Here is a 20019-nt window from a genome sequence, read left to right on the forward strand (position 1 = left end):
CCTTAACACGCCCGGTCATTCGGAAAGCTGAAACTCTACGACTTCTGCGACCGCGTCCACGGCTTCGCGCAGCGCCACAAGGCGGGTGCCGGGCGTCGGCGCCGACAGCACCGAATAGCGGTCGGCGGTGCCGATCGGGATGCGAGACGCCAAGGCGAACAGGCGCTTTCCCGCCGGGTCGGTCGCCGGGTGGCCCAGGATCACCTCGCGGCCCGGGAGCTGAATGTCGCGCGCCTGCGCGATGCGCTCGAACAGCGCCATGGCCCGGTCTTCGACCTCGAGCAACTGGGCGTCCGAAACCTCATCGCCGGGCTCGTCGGGCCACGGGGTGACCCGCGCCCGGGGATAGGGGTCGTCGGGCAGCCACTCGGACACCCGAATTCGTTCCCCGGTACGGCAATTCAGCACGTAACGCCCGGCACCTTGGTCGGCGCATTCGACGATCCGGGACAAGACGCCGACGTCGCAACGCGCATCACCGCCGCCGACCTCACGTCCGCGCGAGATCAGTACCACCCCGAACGGGTCCCCGGTGTCCAGGCAGTGCCGCACCAGCGCGCCGTAGCGTGGCTCGAAGATCCGCAGCGGCAGATCCTGGTCGGGCAGCAGCACCGACTCCAGCGGAAACATCGCCAGCTCAAGGGGTTCCGTCATCAGATGTCCAACTCGCCCACCAGCGCGTCGACGACCGCCCGCAGATCGCCGTCGTGTTCTTCGGCCACTCGGCGCTGCCGCTGATACGAAGCGCCCTGGCGGGGGATGTCGGCCACCGCGGCCAGCTCGTCGGCGCAGTTCAATTTTTTGGCCACCGGCTCCAGCCGGTTCAGCACGTCGTCGAGGTCCTCGGTGACCAACCGCTCGTTGCTGTCGGCGTCCAGGATGATCACCGCATCCAGGCCGTAGCGGGCCGCGCGCCACTTGTTCTCCTGGTTATGCCAGGGCGGCATGCTGGGCAGCGACTCGTCGGCTTCCAGCCTGCGGTCCAGATCGACCACCAGGCAATGCGTCAACGCGACCAGCGCGCCCAGCTCACGCAGGTTGGAAACGCCGTCACAGACTCGCATTTCCAGCGTGCCCAGGTGCGGCGAAGGCCTGATGTCCCAACGGACTTCGTCGACGTGGTCGATGATGCCGGTCTTCTTCTGGTCGTAGACGAAGCGTTCGAACTCCGCCCACGTCTGGAATTGGAACGGCAGCCCGGCGGTGGGCAGCTGCTGGAACATCATCGCCCGGTTACTGGCGTACCCGGTGTCCACGCCGGTCCACCACGGTGACGACGCCGACAGGGCCAGCAGGTGCGGGTAGTAGTTGAGCAGCGACGTCATGATCGGCATCACCTTGTTCGGCGAGGAGATGCCGACGTGCACGTGCACACCCCAGATCAGCATCTGCCGTCCCCACCATTGAGTGCGCTTGATCAGTTCGGCGTAGCGCGGGGCGTCGGTGAGCTTCTGAGAAGTCCACTGCGCGAACGGGTGTGCACCGGCGCAGAACAGCTCCATGCCGCGATCCCGGACGATGCGGCGCGCCGGCCCGAGGGTCTGCCGCAGATCCTCCATGGCCTCGCCGGCGGATTGGCAGATGCCGGTGACGACCTCGACGGTGTTCCGCAGCAATTCCTTGTGTACGCGCGGGTTTTCGCCGATCTCGGCGATCACCGCGGTGGCCTCGTTGCTCAGGTCGCGGGTGTGCGCGTCGACGAGTGCGAACTCCCATTCCACCCCGAGGGTCGGCCGTGGCGAACGGGCGAAATCGATGTGTGTGATGGCCTTTTTAGCCGGCACCGATGACACCGCACGCCACCCGCTTGCCGGCGTCACCGGTACTCATCGTCATGTCGTTGGCGCCCGGCGTGCCACTGGTCTGAGTGTTGCCCCCTGATGCGGGGGTGGCGGAGCTGGCCGCCCCGGCGTGAATGATGATCGCGGTCTTTTGCCCGGTGAGCAGATCCTCCATGGCGAACGCGTCCGTAGTGGTCATCAACGTTCCGGAGCCGTCCTGGCGCACCTGCAGGGAGGGCAGGGCTCCGCTGGAGGGCTCACCGGTGTGCCCGGGCGCCTGGAAGTGGTCGCCGGCGGACAGGAAGTCCCCCGGCGCGCCGCCGCTGGGGGCTGCCGAGTTGGGCTCGCACTTGCCGACCTTATGGATGTGCACATCGTGGAAGCCGGGCGCGAGCACACCGTTGGCGGTCGTCTCGATGGTGACGGTGGCATAGCCGTTGTTGAATTCGAACGTCGCGGTGGCGACCTGGGTGCCGTCCGGAGCCTTCAGGTGCGTGGTGATGCTCGGTGCCGCCGCGGGCCCGGGCTCCGGGGCTTTGGCGCCCGAGGGCGACGGCGATCCGGTCCAGACCGCGGGGGTGGTACCCGGAACCGACGACACGTGCTCGGGTGACGAACAGGCGCCCAGCAGCACGACGCAACCGGCCAGAACCAATGGGGGCAGCTTAGGCATAGCCAGCAGCCTAGCCCGGCGACAATGCGAGCCGGAACGGCTCGCTGAGGAGTCGGGCGATCACCCCGGCGCGACTAACCCGCGACGAGGACGATGACGCCCGGCGGCTCGCCGCTGAGCGCGGGGATCCGTGGTTCGACGGGTGCGCCCAGGTTCTTGCCCACCGCGTCGGCGGTGGCGTGCTCGTCGCCGGCATCGGTGTAGTAGACCGTGGTGGCCGAAACGTCGGGCACCGTCATGTTGTCGACCTTGGTGACTTTGAATCCGGCGGACGTCAGCTGGTCCTTGGTACGCGCGGCGACACCCTCTTTCGAGGAGATGTTGTAGATCTGCACCTCGGCCTGGGTGCTGGGCGGCTTGCTGGTGGGCGACGTGGAGGCCGAGGTGGTGGTGCTCGCACTAGACGCCGGCGACGCCGAATCGTCGTCAGAGCTCCCGGATGACCCCAGCGCCTGCCAACCGAGCAGCAGGAAAATGACGCCGAGGAACAACAGCACCATCACCATGGCCCGCAGGGGCAGCCCGGTGGAGTCGGGAACTCGTTCTTTCATCGAGCCCTACTGTAACGAGTCAGGTCACCTCGAAGCCGAGGCGCCGCGCCGCGCGTGCCTTTTGCCTGCTGGCGCGCAGCCGGCGCAGCCGTTTCACCAGCATCGGGTCGGCGGCCAGCGCCTCGGGCCGGTCGACAAGCGCGTTGAGCACCTGGTAGTAACGCGTCGCCGACATCGAGAACAACTCTTTGATGGCCTCTTCCTTCACACCGGCGAACTTCCACCACTGGCGTTCGAAGGCCAGGATGTCGTGCTCGCGGCGGGTTAGCCCATCTGCGATCTCAGAGTCGTCCCCCGATCGATTTGCCCGCGCCATGGCGCTGTCCATATCGCTTCCCCTGGACCCTTCCGGCGAATTCCGAACTGCTCGAATGACTTGACTTAGCTAAGGGCGTGTTTCGGCGAATATTGAAACACGCTGCAAACCCTCAAGCCGTCATCCAGACCCGCGAGTCGGCGGATTGACCTAGATTGCCCGGACTGAAGATCGCCGGCCGAGCAGCCCGCGGGCGTGCGGTAGCTTAGCCGACCATGGCAGTCGTTCCGATCCGCATCGTGGGAGATCCCGTCCTGCATACCCCGACACAGCCGGTGCCGGTCGCTGCCGACGGTTCGCTGCCGGCGGATCTGGCCGAGCTGATCGCAGACATGTACGACACCATGGACGCCGCGCACGGGGTGGGGCTGGCCGCCAACCAGATCGGGGTCGGCCTGCGGGTCTTCGTCTACGACTGCGCCGACGACCGGAGTCGCACCGAGCGGCGGCGCGGTGTCGTCGTCAACCCGGTGCTGGAGACCTCCGAGATTCCCGAGACCATGCCCGACCCGGACCACGACGATGAGGGCTGCCTGTCGGTGCCCGGCGAGTCGTTCCCCACCGGCCGCGCCAAGTGGGCACGCGTCACCGGACTCGACGCCGACGGCAAGCCGGTCGCCATCGAAGGCAACGACCTGTTCGCGCGGATGCTGCAGCACGAGACCGGGCACCTGGATGGCTTTCTCTATCTGGACCGCCTCATCGGCCGGCACGCGCGCAGCGCGAAACGCGCCGTCAAATCCCACAACTGGGGTGTCCCCGGCCTCTCCTGGATGCCCGGCGAGGGGCCGGACCCGTTCGGTAACTGATGTTCTCGTGGCCCGACCCGGGAACGCGGGTGACGGTTCGCTACCGGCGCCCGGCCGGTTCCGTGCCGCCGCTGACCGATGCGGTGGGGCACCTGCTGGCGGTCGACCCGATGGTGCGGGTGCGGACGAAGACCGGCGCGGTCGTCGAATTCGCGCCCTCCGAAGCGGTCGCGCTGCGGGTGCTGACCGACACCCCCGTCCGTACCTCGCAGATCCGCGCGCTCGAGCATGCCGCGGCCGCGGCCTGGCCGGGCGCGCAGCATGTTTGGCTGGACGGCTGGCTGCTGCGGGCCGGCACCCCGACCGGCAACGCCGGCGGGCTGGCCGCGAATTCCGCTGTACCACTGGATTTTTCGGCTCAACCCAGTGTTATACCGGCGATCGTCGACTGGTATGAGCGCCGCGACCTGCCGCCGCGACTGGCCGTGCCCGATCGGCTGCTGGCGCTGCCGCCGGGGGTGACCGGCGAGCGCACGGAAAAGGTTGTCGTGCGCGACCTTTCCGGCTTGGCCGCCCGCGAGGCCAATCCGTCCATCACCTTGTCACCGCGCCCCGACGAGGCGTGGCTGCAAATATCCGGCGGTGAGTTTCCCGTCGAGGTGCTGACCGCCGTCATCGACGGCGAGCTCGCATTCGGCACGCACCGCGAGGCCGCGGTCGCGCGTGCCGCGGTGACCGACGCACCCGATGGCGCGCGGTGGCTGGGCATCGCGGCGGTGCGCTCCACCGAGCATGCCGACGAGCGATCGGCAGCGCAGCTGTGTGAGGCGTTGCTGGCGTGGGGCGCCGATTGCGGCGCGACGCGCGGCTACATGGCGGTGCCGGACACCGGCGCGACGACGCTTGCCGGGGCGCTGGGATTCCGGCTGCACCACCGCCGCCGCTACGTCCCGGTGCCCCCGGGCGGCTGGGATAGCGTCTAGCCATGCCCGACGGGAACGACTCGCAACGCGGAGTTGATGGCGGCGATCCGCTGCGCCCGGCAGCGCCGCCCTCGCGAGCGCCACTGCGGCTGGCCACCTGGAACGTCAACTCGATTCGCTCCCGACTGCCCCGCGTGGTCGACTGGCTCGCCCGCGCCGACGTCGACGTGCTGGCGATGCAGGAGACCAAATGCGCCGACGGCCAGTTCCCCACCCTGCCGTTCTTTGAACTCGGCTACGAGGTCGCCCACGTCGGCTTCAACCAGTGGAACGGCGTGGCGATCGCCTCACGCGTCGGTCTCGACGATGTACAGGTCGGATTCGACGGCCAGCCCACCTGGAGCAGCAAGCCGGAAGTCGCCGCCACCGCGGAGGCTCGCGCCCTGGCCGCCACGTGCGGCGGCGTCCGGATGTGGAGCCTCTACGTGCCCAACGGCCGCGCCCTGGGCGATCCGCACTATACCTATAAGCTTGAATGGCTTGCCGCACTGCGTGATTCGGCGGCAGGATGGTTACGCGACGATCCCACGGCCGCGATCGCGCTGGCCGGCGACTGGAATATCGCTCCGCAAGACGACGACGTCTGGAGCATGGAGTTCTTTGCCGGCGCCACCCACGTCTCCGAGCCGGAGCGCCGCGCGTTCGCCGCCATCGTCGAGGCGCAATTCACCGATGTGGTGCGTCCTTTCGCGCCGGGCCCCGGGGTCTACACGTACTGGGACTACACCCAGCTGCGGTTCCCGAAACGGCAAGGCATGCGCATCGATTTCATCCTGGGCTCACCGGCTTTGGCCGGCCGCGTGACCGACGCGCAGATCGTCCGCGAAGAACGTAAAGGCAAGGCGGCCAGCGATCACGCACCAGTGCTCATCGACGTGAGGCGCGACTGACCGCGATCATGGCCGCCGGGCCGGGCCCGACATCGCGTTAACCTCAGGCAAATTTGATCAGGCTTCTCGTTGTCAGCGCGATGGCAAGGTGGCAGGCTTTGGATATTCAGCAGCACAAGCAGGGAGTCATCATGAGTGTCATCGGCGGAGCAGTCCGGGGCGTGAGTCAGGCGGTGAACCGCGCGGCGACCGCGACGACCGCGGCCGCCGGTGCCGTGGGTGGCGCGGCGGTCAACGGAGTCATCGGCGGCGTGACCGGAGCGGCGGAGGGCGTCAAGCGCGGCATGAGCAGCGGGAGCCACTCGGCGCCCGCGGCCGCCCTGGCCTTCGGCGCGCTCGGCGTCGCCGGATTGGTCGAGTGGCCGGTGCTGCTGGCGGTCGGGGGCAGCGCCCTGCTGATTCAGAGATTGAGCCACAGACAAAACGGCGAGTCGCGTGCGGTCAAGGCGAATCTGAAAGCGGTGCCGGTGGAGCCGGCGCCGGAGAAACCGGCGGCCGCGAAAGCCGCCAGCAAGTCGACGGCCAAGAAAACAGCCGGACGCCGGGCGGGCACCACGGGGTTGCGCAGCACCAACTAGGCGAGCCGCCGCTGATCAGCCGGTCGTTTGGTCCCACATGCCGGGGCTACCTGCCGCGATGTCCATCGCGCAACGCGATCCGTCTCGTGAGCGGACGGATCCGGGCAGATCGGACCCCGAACCGTCCGGGACGGCGCCTTCGCACCGCGACGAGACGCCCCATCGCTGTGCCGAATCTCGACGACCCCGACGCGCCACAACAACGCATAGAGTTCGAGTAGCGGCACTTTCAGCACCAAAGCGAACGATGAAACTAGCGGATCGCCCCCGGCGTCGGTCATCGTCGACATAAGACCGACGGTGAACGCTCGACCCAGCGAGACGGGAAACCCTTCGTTACCGAAAGGCAAATGATGGCGGAAAAGAAGTCGCGGCGCGGCACTCCCCAGCGCGAGGCGGTGCAAAAGATCCGCGAGGGCGAGACCTTTGTGGTGAATCTGCCGGCGATCGGACAGGTGGAAATCCCCCGGCCAGAGCAGTTGGCGTACTTCGGCGGACTCGCAGCCCTGGCGGCCCTCGAACTCATCGACTGGCCGGTGGCCGTGGTCATCGCCGCCGGTCACCTACTGGCCAGCAGCCACCACAACAAGATCCTGGAGGAGCTCGGCGAGGCGATGGAGGAGGCCTAGCCGGTCAGCTCGCCGCAGAGCTCCCCGCGACCGCACTGGCGAATCGCAGCGTGACCCGGGTGCCGGCCGGGGTGCGCAGCGTTTCGACGTCGTCGGCCAATCCGCTCATCAGGGTGAGCCCGCGCCCGCGGCGACGGCTGCGCAGGCTGGCCGACGAATCGCCGATCCACTGGCCGGTGTCGCTGACGGTGATGACGACGGTGTCGCGATGCAGGAAGGCCTCGACGGACACCGTCTGACGTGACTCGTTGCGGCTGCCGTGTTCGATCGCGTTGGTGACCGCCTCGCCGGTGGCCAACAGGATGTCCGTTTCGCGACTCGGCACGACGAAGATGCTGCGCAGCCAGTCCCGCAGCTGTTCGCGTGCGACGGGGATCTGAGCGGGCGCGGCCGACACCACGGTGGCGAAGCTACCCGCGGCGAGGTGGCTTGGCCGCAACGCGAGCACAACCACGTCATCGCGGTAGCCGGACGGCGGGGCCATCCGGGACAGTAACTCCGCACAGATCGATTCCACCGGCTGGCCGGCGCACTGCGCCGCCGCCGCTTGCAGACGGGCGAAGCCGTCGTCAAGCGTTTCGCCGGGCCGTTCCATGAGTCCGTCGGTGTAGAGCAGGAGGAGCCCGCCCGGTGGCAGCTCGGCCCTTGCGGTGGCGCCGGGCGGGTCGTCCGCGGTGGCGGCGACAGGGTGGCCGGTCACCGACACCGGCGTACGCCGACCGGACTCCAAGAACATCGCCTGCCCGTCGGGCAGCACCAGCAGCGGATATGGGTGGCCGGCGCAGCTGTAGCTGATGGTGGCGCCCCCGGCGGGGCCTTCAGTATCGATCAGCGCGTAGGCCACCGTCGCGCAACGCGCGCCGTCGACGCTGGCGCCGTATCTGTCCAGGGCGCCGAGCACTGCGTCCGGCTCCCCCGCGGTGAGCGCCGCGGCGGCCACCGCGGCGCGCAGTCTGCTCATCACGATCGCCGCGGGCAGGCCGTGTCCGACCACGTCACCGACGGATATCGCGATCTTGCCGCCCTGGTCCAGGGGGGTGACCGAATACCAGTCGCCGCCGACCCGCATCGCCTCCCCGGCCGGCTGATAGATGGCCGCCACGACGGCCGCGGTGGAGCCGCGGTCCAGGTCGAGCAGGTGCTCCTGGAAGTCGACGGCGATCTCGTGTTCGCGGGCCATCAGGCGCACTCGGTCCAGGGCCGAGGACGTCAGCTCGGCCATGCCGGCGAAGGCATCGAGTTCGGCGGGGTCGAACTGGCGCGGCGCCGGCCACAGCAAAGCCAGCACGCCCAGGATGCGGCCGGAGCCGTCCCGCAGTGGGTGGGTGACGCACGCGCGGATGCTCGCCGCGCTGTCCGCCACGGCGAGTTCGTAGCGCTCCGGCAGTTCGAATGTGTCGGTGACGATCATCGACTCGCCGGTGCGGGCGACGTCGGCGCCGACCAGCGGGGCATCGAGCGCGACGATGTGGTAGCGGTCGCGGAACTCCGCGGGCAGATCGCCGGCGTATTCGAACCGCAGATACTGCTCGCCGTCGACCACTCCGATCGCGACGGCGCCGGCGTCTCCCGAGCCGAACGAGGAGCCCAGCAGGGCGTCCATGATCCCGGAGATCGAGTTGGTCGTCTGCAGCGCCGAGTCGAGGTGCACCAGGTCCGAGGCCAGGCTCGACTGCGCCTCGCGGCGCTGCCGGTCGCGCTCGCGGCCAACCGCGGACAGCCTGGACGCCACCCGGTCGATCAGCTCCTGTGACCGGAACGGCTTGGGCAGGTAGTCGTCCGCCCCACCGGCGTAGCCCTCGTTGACGGCTTCCGCGCCCGCCCGGGCGGACAGCATCAGGATCGGCGTCGCCGCCAGGTCCGGGTCCGCACGAACGGCGGCCACGAATCCGAAACCGTCGAGCCCCGGCATCATCACGTCGGTGACGATCGCGTCCGGGCGCAGCTTTCGGGTCGCGGCCAGCGCCGACTCGCCGTCGGCGACCAGAACCGTCTCCCAGCGATTGGACAACACCCGGTCCAGGTGGGCTCGCATGTCAGCGTTGTCGTCGGCGATCAGCACCAGCTGGCGGTTGGTCCGGGGCGCGGCGGCGACCGGTTCGGCAACCGACATCACCCACTGGCTGGCCTCGGCAACGTAAGGATTGGTCTCGTCCAGCCCGGCGGGCGCCGGGTGGACCGCCGCGTCCGAGACCGATCGCGGCACCCGGATGGTCACGGTGGTGCCGCGGTCCAGTTCGCTGTCGATCTGGACCGTGCCCCGATGGAGGTCGACCAGCCCCCGCACCAGAGACAGTCCGATCCCGGTGCCCTCCACACTGCGGCCGCGCGCGTTGTCGGCCCGGTAGAAGCGCTCGAACAGCATGTTCAGATCCTCGGCGCCGATACCGACTCCGGTGTCGCGCACGGCGAGCTCGCAGTGCGTGGAGTCGGTCCGCACCTGCACCGAGATCGTGCCCTGCAGCGTGTATTTGACCGCATTGGAAAGCAGGTTGAGGACGATCGTCTCCCACATGCCCGGGTCGACGTCGGCGAGCGCCGGCGCACAGTCCAGCGCGAGCTCGAGCCCCGCCCGGTGACACAGCTCGGTGAACGACGACGCTATCTGGGCGGAGAGCGCGCCGACGTCGGTGCAAACCAGCTTCGCGTTGGCCCGGCCGGCCTCGATGCGGGAGAAGTCGAGCAGCGAGTCGACCAGGCGCTGCAGACGCCGCGCATTGCGTCCCGCGGTGGTAAGCCGCTCGGCGAGAACGCTTTCCGGTGCCGCATCGGACAGCGCGTCGTCCAGCGGCCCGAGCAGCAGCGTCAGCGGGGTCCGGAACTCGTGGCTGACGTTGGTCAGAAACGCGGTCTTGGCCCGGTCCAGTTCGGCCAGTGCGTCGGCGCGGTGCCGCTGCTGCTCGTAGGAGACGATCGACGCGAATGTCGACGTCAACTGGTCGGCCAACAGTTTGCAGAAACCGCGGTACTGCGTGTCCAGGGGACAGCGCGGATTCGTGCCGACGACTAAGGCGCCGGCGGTCGCGCCCTCACCCACCGGTAGCACCAGCACGCGGTCCGGGCAGTCGTCGCCCAAAGCCACCTTGATGCCGGGGACCCTTGCCGCGATATCACCGATTTCTTGTACGTCGCCCCGAGACCGCGAAGCCGGGTCCGAGTCGGTCAACTGAGCGAGCGAATTCGGCAGGATCGCCAGCGCGGAGGCGGTAGCGCCCCGCAGAGTGGTGTCACCCTCCGCGTCGGCGACATACATGGCGATCAATGGGAGGTCGGCCGGCTGTGCCGCACATACCTCGACGGTCGCGCTGACCGCCTCATCAATGGTCTGTGTTTCCATGACCGCGGACGCGACGGCATTGAGCACATGCAGCCGCCGTTCGCCCATCACCCGCTCGGTCGTCTCGGTGACCGCGCAGAAAATGCCGGAGACCTCTCCGCCAGCGGCGATCATCGGGCCATAGGTGAAGGTGAAATATCGGTCCTGCCGCCGGCCTTCCATCACCATTGACAGCAACAGGTCGCGGGACCAGGTGGCCGCGCCCGTCGCGACGACCCCGGCGAGCATCGGGCCGATCGAGTCCCAAATGTCCCACCACACTTCCCGGCCGGGCCGGCCCAGTGCAGCGGGATGTTTGTCCGCCAGGGCAGATATGTAGGCATCGTTGTAGACCAGGAAGAGATCCTGCGGCCCCAGCCACAGGACGATCGGAAACCGCGACGTCAGCGCGGTCGCCACCGCTGCGCGGAATTCGGCCGGCCAGTCACTCGGTGGTCCCAGCGGGTGCGCGTCCCAGTCGTATTCGGCGAACCGCCGGCCCATCTCGCCGCCCAATGAAACAGCAGCGGCCAGATCAGCCGGCAGTCGCGAGTTGATCACTGCCGTCTTCGTTGCAAGGCTGCGGACAACGTCGGGTAGACGTCGAAGACCCGGTCTAATTCGGTGACCCGGATCGGCCGCAGCACCTGGTCGTGATCGGCGACCAGCCGAACCGACGTCCCGCCGGCTTTCGCGTCCTCGTGGCAGTCGAGCACGGCGTTCAACGCCGCGCTCCCGAAGAAATCAACAGCCTGCAAGTCGATCACCACCGGTCGGACCGGCTGCGCCGAGGCCAGCTCGAGCGCGGTGGTCAGATGAGCGGACAGCTCACCGACATTACTGGAGTCGACATCGCCTTTGACGCTCACGATCACCACGTCTTCGTGAGCCTCGTGTTCGACCGCCAACAACCTCGTGCCTTTCGCCGCAGCCAACGGGGATCTGCAGCCGCTAAGCCCGACGACGCGGCAGGAATGCGCGGTCGCGCATCGCAGATCACCAGAGATTAACCTGTACCCGAACTGCTCGTTTGCCGATTCGCTGGTTACCCGATGTGCTCGGGAGGAATCCTCTCGTGCACCGTCAGCAGCAAATGGTCGAACTGGCTCTGCACGGCGGCCGTCGGTGGCGGCAGAGTGGGCACTTCGGTCAGCAGCTGCCTGGCCAGGGCACGCAGTTTCACATTGGTCTCCTGCGACCGCCACTGCAGCACGCGAAACGCCTGCTCGGCGCTGACCCGGTAGATGCACATCAGCACGCCCTTGGCCTGTTCGATGGCCGCGCGGCTTTCGAACAGGTCCGGCAACGCCGTGTCGAGCACCGCTTGACGCGTCTCGTCGAACGTGTTTGTCAGGTCGATGTAGTAGCCGGCGGTGCCCAGCACGGCGCCCGAGTCGTCCAGCATCCGGTCGGCGACGACGATCGCGTCGTGCTCCGTGCCCGCTGTGTCGATGAACCGATGTCGGCTCGAGAACGACTCTTCGGACTGCAAGGCGTAGTCGAGCAACTCCTGAACATGCGCACGGTCGTCGGGATGCTTGTGCGACAACAGCAGCTCGGTCGTCGGCTGGACCTCCCCGGGTTCGTAGCCGTGCATCCTGGCCACCTCGTCGGACCATTCCCAGCGTTGACCGACGAACCAGAAGCGGAAGGCACCGACGTTCAGGTATCCGGGGGCTGGATCGATTGCCTCGGAAAATCGCACGCCGCCCCCATTGGATGACGATTCCCCTGTTCGCCTGCGCTGTTGCACGTTTGCATTTTTCCACTAAGGGAAGGCCCTCGGCTACCGTCCCGGGTGAAAAGGCCGTCACCATGCCATGCGGTCCGGGGTGGGGGTAACGTCGCGTGCGGACCCATCCATAAGACACGGGAGCGCACGCCGAGTGCGCTGAGAGGACGGCTCGGGGCCGTCGACCGTACGAACCTGACCGGGTAATGCCGGCGTAGGGAGATGAAAAATGACTGATGTCCTTTCCGGAACCGCTTCGGGCACGGACTCGCCCGGCGTCGAGCCCGCCGTGACCACCGGCCCCATCGCGGGCAGCAGCAAGGCCTACCGCGAGATTGACGGCCCGGACGGGGTCACCCTGCGGGTGCCGCTGCGGAGGGTGCACCTGTCCACCGGCGACGACTTCGACCTGTACGACACCTCGGGGCCCTACACCGATCCGGACGCGACGATCGATCTGACGGCCGGGCTGCCGGCGCGGGCGGGCGTGGTCCGCGATCGCGGCACCCAGCTGCAGCGCGCCCGCGCGGGCGAGATCACCGCCGAGATGGCGTTCATCGCCGCCCGCGAGGGCATGCCGGCCGAGCTGGTGCGCGACGAGGTGGCCCGCGGACGCGCGGTGATCCCGGCCAACCACAACCACCCCGAGATCGAGCCGATGATCATCGGTAAGGCGTTCGCGACCAAGGTGAACGCCAACATCGGCAACTCGGCGGTGACGTCCTCGATCGCGGAGGAGGTCGACAAGATGGTGTGGGCCACCCGGTGGGGTGCGGACACCATCATGGACCTGTCCACCGGCAAGAACATCCACGAAACCCGCGAGTGGATCCTGCGTAACTCGCCGGTGCCCGTCGGGACCGTGCCCATCTATCAGGCGCTGGAAAAGGTCAAGGGGGATCCGACCGAACTGACCTGGGAGATCTACCGCGACACCGTGATCGAGCAGTGCGAGCAGGGTGTGGACTACATGACCGTGCACGCCGGGGTGTTGCTGCGCTACGTGCCGCTGACCGCCAAGCGCGTCACCGGCATCGTGTCCCGCGGCGGCTCGATCATGGCGGCCTGGTGCCTGGCGCATCACCGGGAGTCGTTCCTGTACACCAACTTCGACGAGCTCTGCGAGATCTTCGCCCGCTACGACGTCACCTTCTCCCTCGGTGACGGCCTGCGGCCGGGCTCGATCGCCGACGCCAACGACGCCGCGCAGTTCGCCGAGCTGCGCACCCTGGGTGAGCTGACCAAGATCGCCAAATCCCATGGCGTGCAGGTGATGATCGAGGGCCCGGGCCACGTCCCGATGCACAAGATCGTCGAGAACGTGCGGCTCGAAGAGGAGTGGTGCGAGGAGGCCCCCTTCTACACGCTGGGCCCGCTGGCCACCGACATCGCGCCGGCCTACGACCACATCACCTCGGCGATCGGCGCGGCCATCATCGCCCAGGCCGGCACGGCGATGCTGTGCTACGTCACCCCCAAGGAACACCTGGGGCTGCCGGATCGCAAGGACGTCAAGGACGGGGTGATCGCCTACAAGATCGCCGCGCACGCCGGCGATCTGGCCAAGGGGCATCCGCACGCGCAGGAACGCGACAACGCTTTGAGCACGGCGCGTTTCGAGTTCCGGTGGAACGACCAGTTCGCGCTGTCTTTGGACCCGGACACCGCACGCGAGTACCACGACGAGACGCTGCCGGCCGAGCCCGCCAAGACCGCGCACTTCTGCTCCATGTGCGGGCCGAAGTTCTGCTCGATGCGCATCACCCAGGACGTCCGCGACTACGCCGCCAAACACGGCCTGGACAGCGAGGAGGCGATCGAGGCGGCCATGAGCGAGGGCATGGCGGAGAAGTCTCGCGAGTTCGCCGAGCACGGCAACCGGGTGTATCTACCGCTGGCCCAGTGACGTTCCTGCCGCTGCCCGCGCCGGGAATGACGCCGCGGCGGGTGCTGTCGATCGCCGGATCGGACTCCGGGGGCGGCGCGGGCATCGAAGCCGACATGCGCACGATGGCGCTGCTGGGTGTGCATGCGTGCATCGCGGTTACCGCGGTCACCGTGCAGAACACGTTGGGCGTGCAGAGTTTTCACGAGGTGCCCGGCGATGTCGTCGCCGGCCAGATCGAAGCCGTCGTCGGCGACATCGGCATCCAGTCGGCCAAGACCGGGATGCTGGCGTCGCCGCGCATCATCGACACCGTGGCCACCACGTGGCGCCGGCTGGGGTTGACCGTTCCGTTGGTCGTCGACCCGGTGGCAGCCTCCATGCACGGCGATCCGCTGATGGCGCCGGCGGCCCTGGATTCGCTTCGCACTCAACTATTTCCGTTGGCGACGCTGGCGACACCGAACCTCGACGAGGTGCGACTGCTGGTGGACATCGATGTGGTGGACGGCGATTCACAACGCGCGGCGGCCAAGGCCCTGCACGCGCTGGGCCCGCAGTGGGTTCTGGTCAAGGGCGGCCACCTGCGGACGTCGGATCGCAGCTGCGACCTGCTCTATGACGGCGCCGATTTCCACGAGTTCGACGCGCAGCGGGTCGCCACCGGCAACGACCACGGCGGTGGCGACACGCTCGCCAGCGCCGTGGCGTGCGCGCTGGCGCACGACTTCACGGTGCCGGATGCCGTCGCGTTCGGCAAGCGGTGGGTCACCGAATGTCTGCGCGCCGCCTACCCGTTGGGCCACGGCCACGGCCCCGTCTCCCCGCTGTTTCGGCTGTCATGAACGCCCGCCTCCTCGATCAGATCGCGGGTATCGCGCACGAACCCTCGGGTAGCCCCAAGGGTGTGGTCGTCTTGACGCATGGCGCCGGCGGCAACCGCGATTCCGTTCTGCTGCAACAGGTGTGCGACGAATGGGCGCAGCGGGGCTGGCTTGCGGTGCGCTACAACCTGCCCTACCGGCGGCGCCGGCCCACCGGACCGCCGTCCGGTTCGGCCGCCACCGACCGGGCCGGCATCGTCGAGGCCATCGAATTGTGCCGCGGCCTTGCCGGCGGGCCGCTGATCGCGGGCGGACATTCCTACGGCGGTCGCCAGACATCCATGGTCGTCGCGGCCGGAGAGGCGGCGGTGGACGTGCTGACGCTGTTCTCCTATCCGGTCCATCCCCCGGGTAAGCCCGAACGCGCCCGCACCGAGCACCTGCCCGACATCACCGTGCCGACGGTGTTCACCCACGGGACGTCGGATCCGTTCGGCTCGCCCGACGAACTGCGCGCCGCGGCCGCGTTGGTCACCGGAACGACCGCGGTCGTCGAGATCGCCGGTGCCCGGCACGATCTGCGATCCAAGACCCTGAACGTGCCGGCGCTGGCCGTCGACGCCGCGCTGCAGCTACTCGGGCGGAATTAGACAGCCACAACTGGACAGTTTTAACTGTCCAATTTAGAGTGGTGGCGTGGATGGCGTCAGCGACTCCGCGGTAGCGGCGGCACGCGATATCCGGGTGGTGTTCAGCCGGCTACGGCGCCGGTTGAAAGACATCGCTGTCGACGGTTTGACGCCGTCACAGACGGCGGTGCTCACCCGGCTGTGGAAGGAAGGCCCGTCGTCGGCCAGCGCATTGGCCGGCGCGGAGCAGGTGCGTCCCCAGTCGATGGCCACCATCCTGGCCGCCCTGCGCCAGCGCGGGCTCATCGAGCGCGCGGCGGACCCGAATGATGGTCGGCGCCAAGTGGTCTCGCTGACCTCGGCCGGCAAGAAGCGAGCCGAAAGCGACCGGCGCGCGCGTGAGGAGTGGCTGGCCCGCGCCATCCAGGAGCGCTACACCGAGGCGGAGCGGCGCGTCATCGTCCGCGCGTTGTCATTACTCGAGCGCTTGACTGAGCAATGAAAGGACAGGTGCCACAATGGAAGTAGGACTGCACTTCATCGACTTTCTGCCGGGAGACCCAGCCCGACTGGGCCCAACGCTGGCCGGTGCGGCCACCGCGGCCGAGCAGGGCGGCGCCACACTGTTCACCCTGGCCGACCACTTTTTTCAGATGGAAGAGCTTGCACCCGCAGAGAATCCGTTCCTCGAGGGCTACACGTCGCTGGGATTCCTGGCCGCCCAGACCACCACGATCGACCTGGCCCTGCTGGTCACCGGGGTCACCTATCGCTACCCCGGCGTGCTCGCCAAGGCGGTCACCACCCTGGACGTGCTGTCGCAGGGCCGGTCGATGCTGGGGCTGGGCGCAGCCTGGTACGAACGCGAGCACACCGCCCTGGGCATCCCGTATCCGTCGCTGAGCACCCGCTTCGAGATGCTCGAAGAGACGCTGCAGATCTGCCGGCAGATGTGGAGTGACAACGACGGGCCCTATCACGGTGAGCACTACCGGCTGAACGAGACGATCTGCGCGCCGCAACCGATTCGGCGTCCCCCAATCCTGATCGGCGGGGACGGTGAGAAGAAGACGCTGCGCCTGGTCGCGCGATACGCCGACATCTGGAACAGCATGTCGACCGACGTCGACGAACTCGAGCACAAGATCGAGGTGCTGAACCGGCACTGCGACACGGTGGGCAGGGACCGCGCTGATATCCGATTGACGTCCGGCGGCCTCGCCGGAACCGACCCCTTCGAGAACACCGACGAGTTCCTGAAGACGGTCGAACGCTACGCCGGGCTCGGTGTCGACATGATCAATATCGGTCCGCTGCCGGGCAATCCGGATCCGGTCGGCTTTGTTCGCCGCCTGGGTGACGAAGTGATTCCCCGGCTTGCCGAGATAGGTTGACGGGGGCCCCGACCCGCCTCAGGGCTTGACCCTGAGCGTCACCTTCCCCATCGGGCCGGCGGCCAGGCGTTCGAAGGCTTGGGGCAGTTGCTCGAACGGAAACGCGCGGTCTACCAGTGGGCGCGCCCCGGAGCGGGCCAAGATGGCCAGCAGATCGTGCCAGGCGGCGCGATGTTCCTCCGGTGCGTACTGGCTCAGGGCCATCGCCCCGATCCTCAGCCAGCGCGAAAAGAGGGTTCCGGTATAGAAATTGGGCACCGGACCGCCGAGCTCGCCCACCAAGCTGATCCTGCCGAAATCGCCCATGGTGTCGATGACGTCGGGCAGCAGCTTGCCCCCGATGGTGTCGACCGCCAGGTTCACGCCACGCGAACCCAGCGCGTCCTTCGCGCCGGCCAGCCATTGCGGGTCGTCGGGATTGAACGTGAAGGTGGCGCCGAGCTCCTGCAGACGCCGCTGCTTTTCTTCGCTGCGCGAGAGCGCTACCACCGTGTGGCCCCACGCCGCCGCCAGTTGGACCGCCGCGACTCCCACCCCTCCCGATGCTCCGGTGACCAGCACCACCGAGTCCGGCTTCAGCGGCTCCCACATGGTCAGCGCGCGATACGCCGACAGATAGACGACAGCGGCGCCCGACGACTCGTCTTCGCTCCAGCCAACGGGGATCTCGGCTAAGGCATTGGCCGGCAAGGACATTCGCTCGGCGAACATGCCCCAGCGGAAAAGCCCGACCTCGCTGCGCAGCAGGACACGTCGGTCCCCCACGTGAACATCCTCCACGCCGTCACCGACCTGAACCACGGTCCCCACGCCGTCCCGCCCCAACACGTGTGGCACCGGGGGGTAGACAGGGTAGGGGTAGCGCCTCTCTGCCATCATCCGGTCGGCCGGATTCAAGGCGGCGTAATGGATCTCCATCACCACTTCGCCCTCTTTCGCGACCGGATCGGGCACTTCCTCTAGGCGCAGATGGTCCAATCCCGCTTGTCCGTCCCACAGCCACGCCTTCATATCAGCTCTCCTCTCAAGCCCCCGGGTTCCCCTGCATGTCGGCAGTCCGGCGCCCGGGCAGACAGCTCACTCAACCGCGAAGGTTTACGAATTAGTCCCGTGGGCTTGATGACGCGACCGATGTCGTCGGCGAGGACTAGTACCCCTGACTGATACCGCTATCCGGGATAGCGCGAATAGCAGGCGTCCGCGTTGCCGGTCACGCCACCACGGAAGGCCGCGATCCGGGTGAAACCGGCCGGTACGCTGGTGCCGTCCGCGTCGCTGGCGACCAGATGGTTGGTGAGCAGACCGGCAACCGCTTCGTCGAGATCACCTGCGGTCAAGATCAATTGGTTGTGTGAGGGCAGGTCGATCGGCTCGGCCATCTTGCGGTGCACGACACCGGTCAGGCATGCGGTCCGCAACGCGGTCCACGGGCTCTGCATCGGCAGGCCGCGTTCATGCTGCACCGCCAGCGCGTATCTCGACATCACGACGGACAGCGCGGTGTCGTCGCCTTGGGGCAGGGTCTGTTGCTTCTCGTCGGCGACCGCGCCCAAGGCGGCGAGCCCGGCCAGGTCGACGACGATGGTGTTGGTCCCCGGACAGTAGGACGCCGGTGGGGTGGCCTTGGCGTCCGGGCAATCGGCCGGCTGGTAGGACAGCGCCGGCGGGCTGGTCGGGGAGAAGATCTTTCCCAGCAGCTCCATCAAATTCGACAGGGTGTCCTTGTTGGTCGACACCTCACCGGTCTCGGGTGACCCGGTGGTGGAGTCGACCCGCAAGGCGTTGGGCAGATCGCCGCGGCGCTGCTCGATTTCGTGGCGGTTGATCGCCGCACAGGCCGACGCGCCGTTGAGGAAACCCATCTGGAAGGCGCTGATGCGGTCCAGTGCCGACCCGTGCGCGTCGTCGTTTTCCGTCTCGCTGTCCATCACCGGGTCACGGGTGGTGATGATCCCGGCCAGCACGTGGTCGAGCCCGTCGGCGGTGCTGAGCGTGAAACGGGGCGACTTGCCGTCGGCGACCCAGTACAGGTAGACGCCCGCGAAGCAGTCGGCCTGTTGCTCGCGAACGATGGTCGCGTCCCGCCTGGTCACCAGCTTCGCCATCTGCTGCAGCGCGTGTCCGAATTCGTGTGCCAGCACACCGGTGACGGACATGTCGCCGAAGTACTTCTGCGCCATGGGCATGAATACGCCGCGGTCCCAGGCGATCAGGTTGCACTTGCCGGTGTAGAAGGCGTTGACCAGTTTGTAGGTGTCGTTGTGGCACACGATCGGGCTGCTCGGATTGGTCGAGTCGTAGGACACCATCTTGCTGACCGGAACGAACTTGCCCTGCAGCGATTGGTCGTAGACCGACTGCCAGTAGTCCTCGATGTCGTTGACCGAAAGCAGGGCCAAGGCGTCGATCGGCCGGTTGTCGGTGTTGAGCACCTTGCCGGTGGGACTGGGTGCGTTGGAACGGATCCCGCTGGGCCCGTTGGTCGCGGGGAGGCCCCCGACCAGAAAGGGGTCGTTGAGCATCGACAGCGCGCGTCCCTCGACGAACGTCGAGCAGCCGGCCGCCACGAGTACCGTCGCTGCCCACACGAGTGCCGACCTGAGCGCATGGCAATTCATGACCAACCTCATCCCGACCGGCTACAGGACAGCACCAAAGCAACTCATTCTAGAGGCATTGGCGATACGCGGCAGTAGAAATTGAGGTACCCAGCAAACACGCTGCGGGCGCGGAGTCGCTGGAAAGGCGGTGGTTCGCCGCCGCCTTCGACCGGCTGCCCCACATGTATTGCCGAGGCGGCTAACCGTGCTTGCCGGTTGCGACGGCGTTCGGTGGCGATGCGGGCGGCCCGGTTTTTTGGGCGCGGGGGCGGGTGCGCGTGGGCATCATGGCGGTGCGCTCGGCGCAGGGGTCGGGTCTGGGCGCGGACGCTGCGGGCGCGTCACCGGTCGGGGTGCACAAACCGGGAAACACCAGCGCGCTGCCCGGGGTGGTCACCTAGGTGTGTTCGTCGGGCAGGGTCCAGATGACCGTCCCGTCTTGCAGCTGCTGATCCCCCAGCCCTAGAAAGTCTTCATCGAATGGTGCTA

At 67.8% G+C, this 20019-nt stretch carries 21 protein-coding genes, 1 pseudogene and 1 riboswitch; of the genes and pseudogenes, 11 read left to right on the top strand and 11 right to left on the bottom strand.

Features of this window, described 5'->3' with window-relative positions:
- Positions 1-15 precede the first annotated feature (15 nt).
- The 5 genes from G6N50_RS16965 to G6N50_RS16985 all read right to left on the bottom strand — a co-directional run bounded on the left by G6N50_RS16965 (position 16) and on the right by G6N50_RS16985 (position 3333).
- Positions 16-654 (bottom strand): LON peptidase substrate-binding domain-containing protein, encoded by a 639-nt coding sequence (locus tag G6N50_RS16965; RefSeq protein WP_083094974.1) that lies wholly within the window; start codon positions 652-654, stop codon positions 16-18.
- Positions 654-1793: a glutamate--cysteine ligase gene (locus G6N50_RS16970; protein ID WP_372509968.1), complete on the bottom strand. Its 1140-nt coding sequence runs from the start codon at positions 1791-1793 to the stop codon at positions 654-656. Before G6N50_RS16970 ends, G6N50_RS16965 begins: the two co-directional genes overlap by 1 nt.
- Positions 1774-2454: a superoxide dismutase[Cu-Zn] gene (sodC, locus tag G6N50_RS16975; protein WP_083094972.1), complete on the bottom strand. Its 681-nt coding sequence runs from the start codon at positions 2452-2454 to the stop codon at positions 1774-1776. Before sodC ends, G6N50_RS16970 begins: the two co-directional genes overlap by 20 nt.
- Before the next feature lie 74 nt (positions 2455-2528).
- A complete protein-coding gene (locus G6N50_RS16980) occupies positions 2529-3005 on the bottom strand; it encodes a LytR C-terminal domain-containing protein (RefSeq protein WP_083094971.1) in 477 nt (158 codons plus the stop codon).
- A gap of 19 nt (positions 3006-3024) precedes the next feature.
- Positions 3025-3333 (bottom strand): DUF3263 domain-containing protein, encoded by a 309-nt coding sequence (locus G6N50_RS16985; RefSeq protein WP_046185798.1) that lies wholly within the window; start codon positions 3331-3333, stop codon positions 3025-3027.
- Between the two features lie 203 nt (positions 3334-3536).
- Between G6N50_RS16985 and G6N50_RS16990 the strand changes: the two genes are divergently transcribed.
- The 4 genes from G6N50_RS16990 to G6N50_RS17005 all read left to right on the top strand — a co-directional run bounded on the left by G6N50_RS16990 (position 3537) and on the right by G6N50_RS17005 (position 6521).
- Positions 3537-4130 (top strand): peptide deformylase, encoded by a 594-nt coding sequence (locus G6N50_RS16990; protein ID WP_083094970.1) that lies wholly within the window; start codon positions 3537-3539, stop codon positions 4128-4130.
- Positions 4130-5053 (top strand): N-acetylglutamate synthase, CG3035 family, encoded by a 924-nt coding sequence (locus G6N50_RS16995; RefSeq protein WP_083094969.1) that lies wholly within the window; start codon positions 4130-4132, stop codon positions 5051-5053. The genes G6N50_RS16990 and G6N50_RS16995 overlap by 1 nt, the downstream gene beginning before the upstream one ends.
- 83 nt (positions 5054-5136) lie before the next feature.
- Positions 5137-5943, top strand: coding sequence for an exodeoxyribonuclease III (locus G6N50_RS17000; RefSeq protein WP_083095074.1), 807 nt, complete (start codon positions 5137-5139; stop codon positions 5941-5943).
- Between the two features lie 131 nt (positions 5944-6074).
- Positions 6075-6521, top strand: a complete 447-nt coding sequence (locus G6N50_RS17005) for a hypothetical protein (RefSeq protein WP_083095073.1) — start codon at positions 6075-6077, stop codon at positions 6519-6521.
- A gap of 68 nt (positions 6522-6589) precedes the next feature.
- Here the strand turns inward: G6N50_RS17005 and G6N50_RS29730 are convergent.
- Positions 6590-6802: pseudogene (locus G6N50_RS29730) on the bottom strand (Rv1535 domain-containing protein); the annotation flags it as partial.
- Between the two features lie 72 nt (positions 6803-6874).
- On the opposite strand from G6N50_RS29730, the gene G6N50_RS17015 reads away from it, so the two are divergent.
- On the top strand, positions 6875-7150 hold the full coding sequence (locus G6N50_RS17015; RefSeq protein WP_120312372.1) for a hypothetical protein: 276 nt from the start codon (positions 6875-6877) through the stop codon (positions 7148-7150).
- A gap of 4 nt (positions 7151-7154) precedes the next feature.
- On the opposite strand, the gene G6N50_RS17020 is transcribed toward G6N50_RS17015, so the two are convergent.
- From G6N50_RS17020 to G6N50_RS17030, 3 genes are all read right to left on the bottom strand, one after another.
- Positions 7155-11027 (bottom strand): SpoIIE family protein phosphatase, encoded by a 3873-nt coding sequence (locus G6N50_RS17020; protein WP_083094968.1) that lies wholly within the window; start codon positions 11025-11027, stop codon positions 7155-7157.
- Complete coding sequence (locus G6N50_RS17025; protein ID WP_083094967.1) at positions 11024-11377, bottom strand: STAS domain-containing protein; 354 nt, start codon at positions 11375-11377, stop codon at positions 11024-11026. The genes G6N50_RS17020 and G6N50_RS17025 overlap by 4 nt, the downstream gene beginning before the upstream one ends.
- A 134-nt stretch (positions 11378-11511) precedes the next feature.
- Complete coding sequence (locus G6N50_RS17030; RefSeq protein ID WP_142275532.1) at positions 11512-12171, bottom strand: PAS and ANTAR domain-containing protein; 660 nt, start codon at positions 12169-12171, stop codon at positions 11512-11514.
- Positions 12172-12325: 154 nt separating this feature from the next.
- Positions 12326-12436, top strand: a riboswitch (TPP riboswitch).
- On the opposite strand from G6N50_RS17030, the gene thiC reads away from it, so the two are divergent.
- The 5 genes from thiC to G6N50_RS17055 all read left to right on the top strand — a co-directional run bounded on the left by thiC (position 12428) and on the right by G6N50_RS17055 (position 16930).
- Positions 12428-14104, top strand: a complete 1677-nt coding sequence (gene thiC, locus G6N50_RS17035; RefSeq protein WP_083094965.1) for a phosphomethylpyrimidine synthase ThiC — start codon at positions 12428-12430, stop codon at positions 14102-14104. Its footprint overlaps the riboswitch before it by 9 nt.
- Positions 14101-14928 (top strand): bifunctional hydroxymethylpyrimidine kinase/phosphomethylpyrimidine kinase, encoded by an 828-nt coding sequence (gene thiD / locus G6N50_RS17040; protein WP_083094964.1) that lies wholly within the window; start codon positions 14101-14103, stop codon positions 14926-14928. The genes thiC and thiD overlap by 4 nt, the downstream gene beginning before the upstream one ends.
- Positions 14925-15557, top strand: coding sequence for an alpha/beta hydrolase family protein (locus tag G6N50_RS17045; RefSeq protein WP_083094963.1), 633 nt, complete (start codon positions 14925-14927; stop codon positions 15555-15557). The genes thiD and G6N50_RS17045 overlap by 4 nt, the downstream gene beginning before the upstream one ends.
- 46 nt (positions 15558-15603) lie before the next feature.
- Entirely contained in the window at positions 15604-16038 is a 435-nt protein-coding gene (locus G6N50_RS17050) for a MarR family winged helix-turn-helix transcriptional regulator (RefSeq protein ID WP_083094962.1), read from the top strand.
- A gap of 16 nt (positions 16039-16054) precedes the next feature.
- Positions 16055-16930: an LLM class F420-dependent oxidoreductase gene (locus G6N50_RS17055; protein WP_083094961.1), complete on the top strand. Its 876-nt coding sequence runs from the start codon at positions 16055-16057 to the stop codon at positions 16928-16930.
- A gap of 18 nt (positions 16931-16948) precedes the next feature.
- Here G6N50_RS17055 and G6N50_RS17060 read toward each other — a convergent pair whose 3' ends face one another.
- Positions 16949-17941: a quinone oxidoreductase family protein gene (locus G6N50_RS17060; RefSeq protein ID WP_083094960.1), complete on the bottom strand. Its 993-nt coding sequence runs from the start codon at positions 17939-17941 to the stop codon at positions 16949-16951.
- 158 nt (positions 17942-18099) lie between these two features.
- Positions 18100-19548: a neutral zinc metallopeptidase gene (locus G6N50_RS17065; RefSeq protein ID WP_083094959.1), complete on the bottom strand. Its 1449-nt coding sequence runs from the start codon at positions 19546-19548 to the stop codon at positions 18100-18102.
- A 191-nt stretch (positions 19549-19739) separates the two neighbouring features.
- Between G6N50_RS17065 and G6N50_RS30140 the strand changes: the two genes are divergently transcribed.
- On the top strand, positions 19740-19931 hold the full coding sequence (locus G6N50_RS30140) for a hypothetical protein (protein WP_142275531.1): 192 nt from the start codon (positions 19740-19742) through the stop codon (positions 19929-19931).
- Positions 19932-20019: the final 88 nt, after the last annotated feature.

Origin of the sequence: Mycobacterium mantenii (assembly GCF_010731775.1) — a bacterium.
Classification (GTDB): Bacteria; Actinomycetota; Actinomycetes; order Mycobacteriales; family Mycobacteriaceae; genus Mycobacterium; species Mycobacterium mantenii.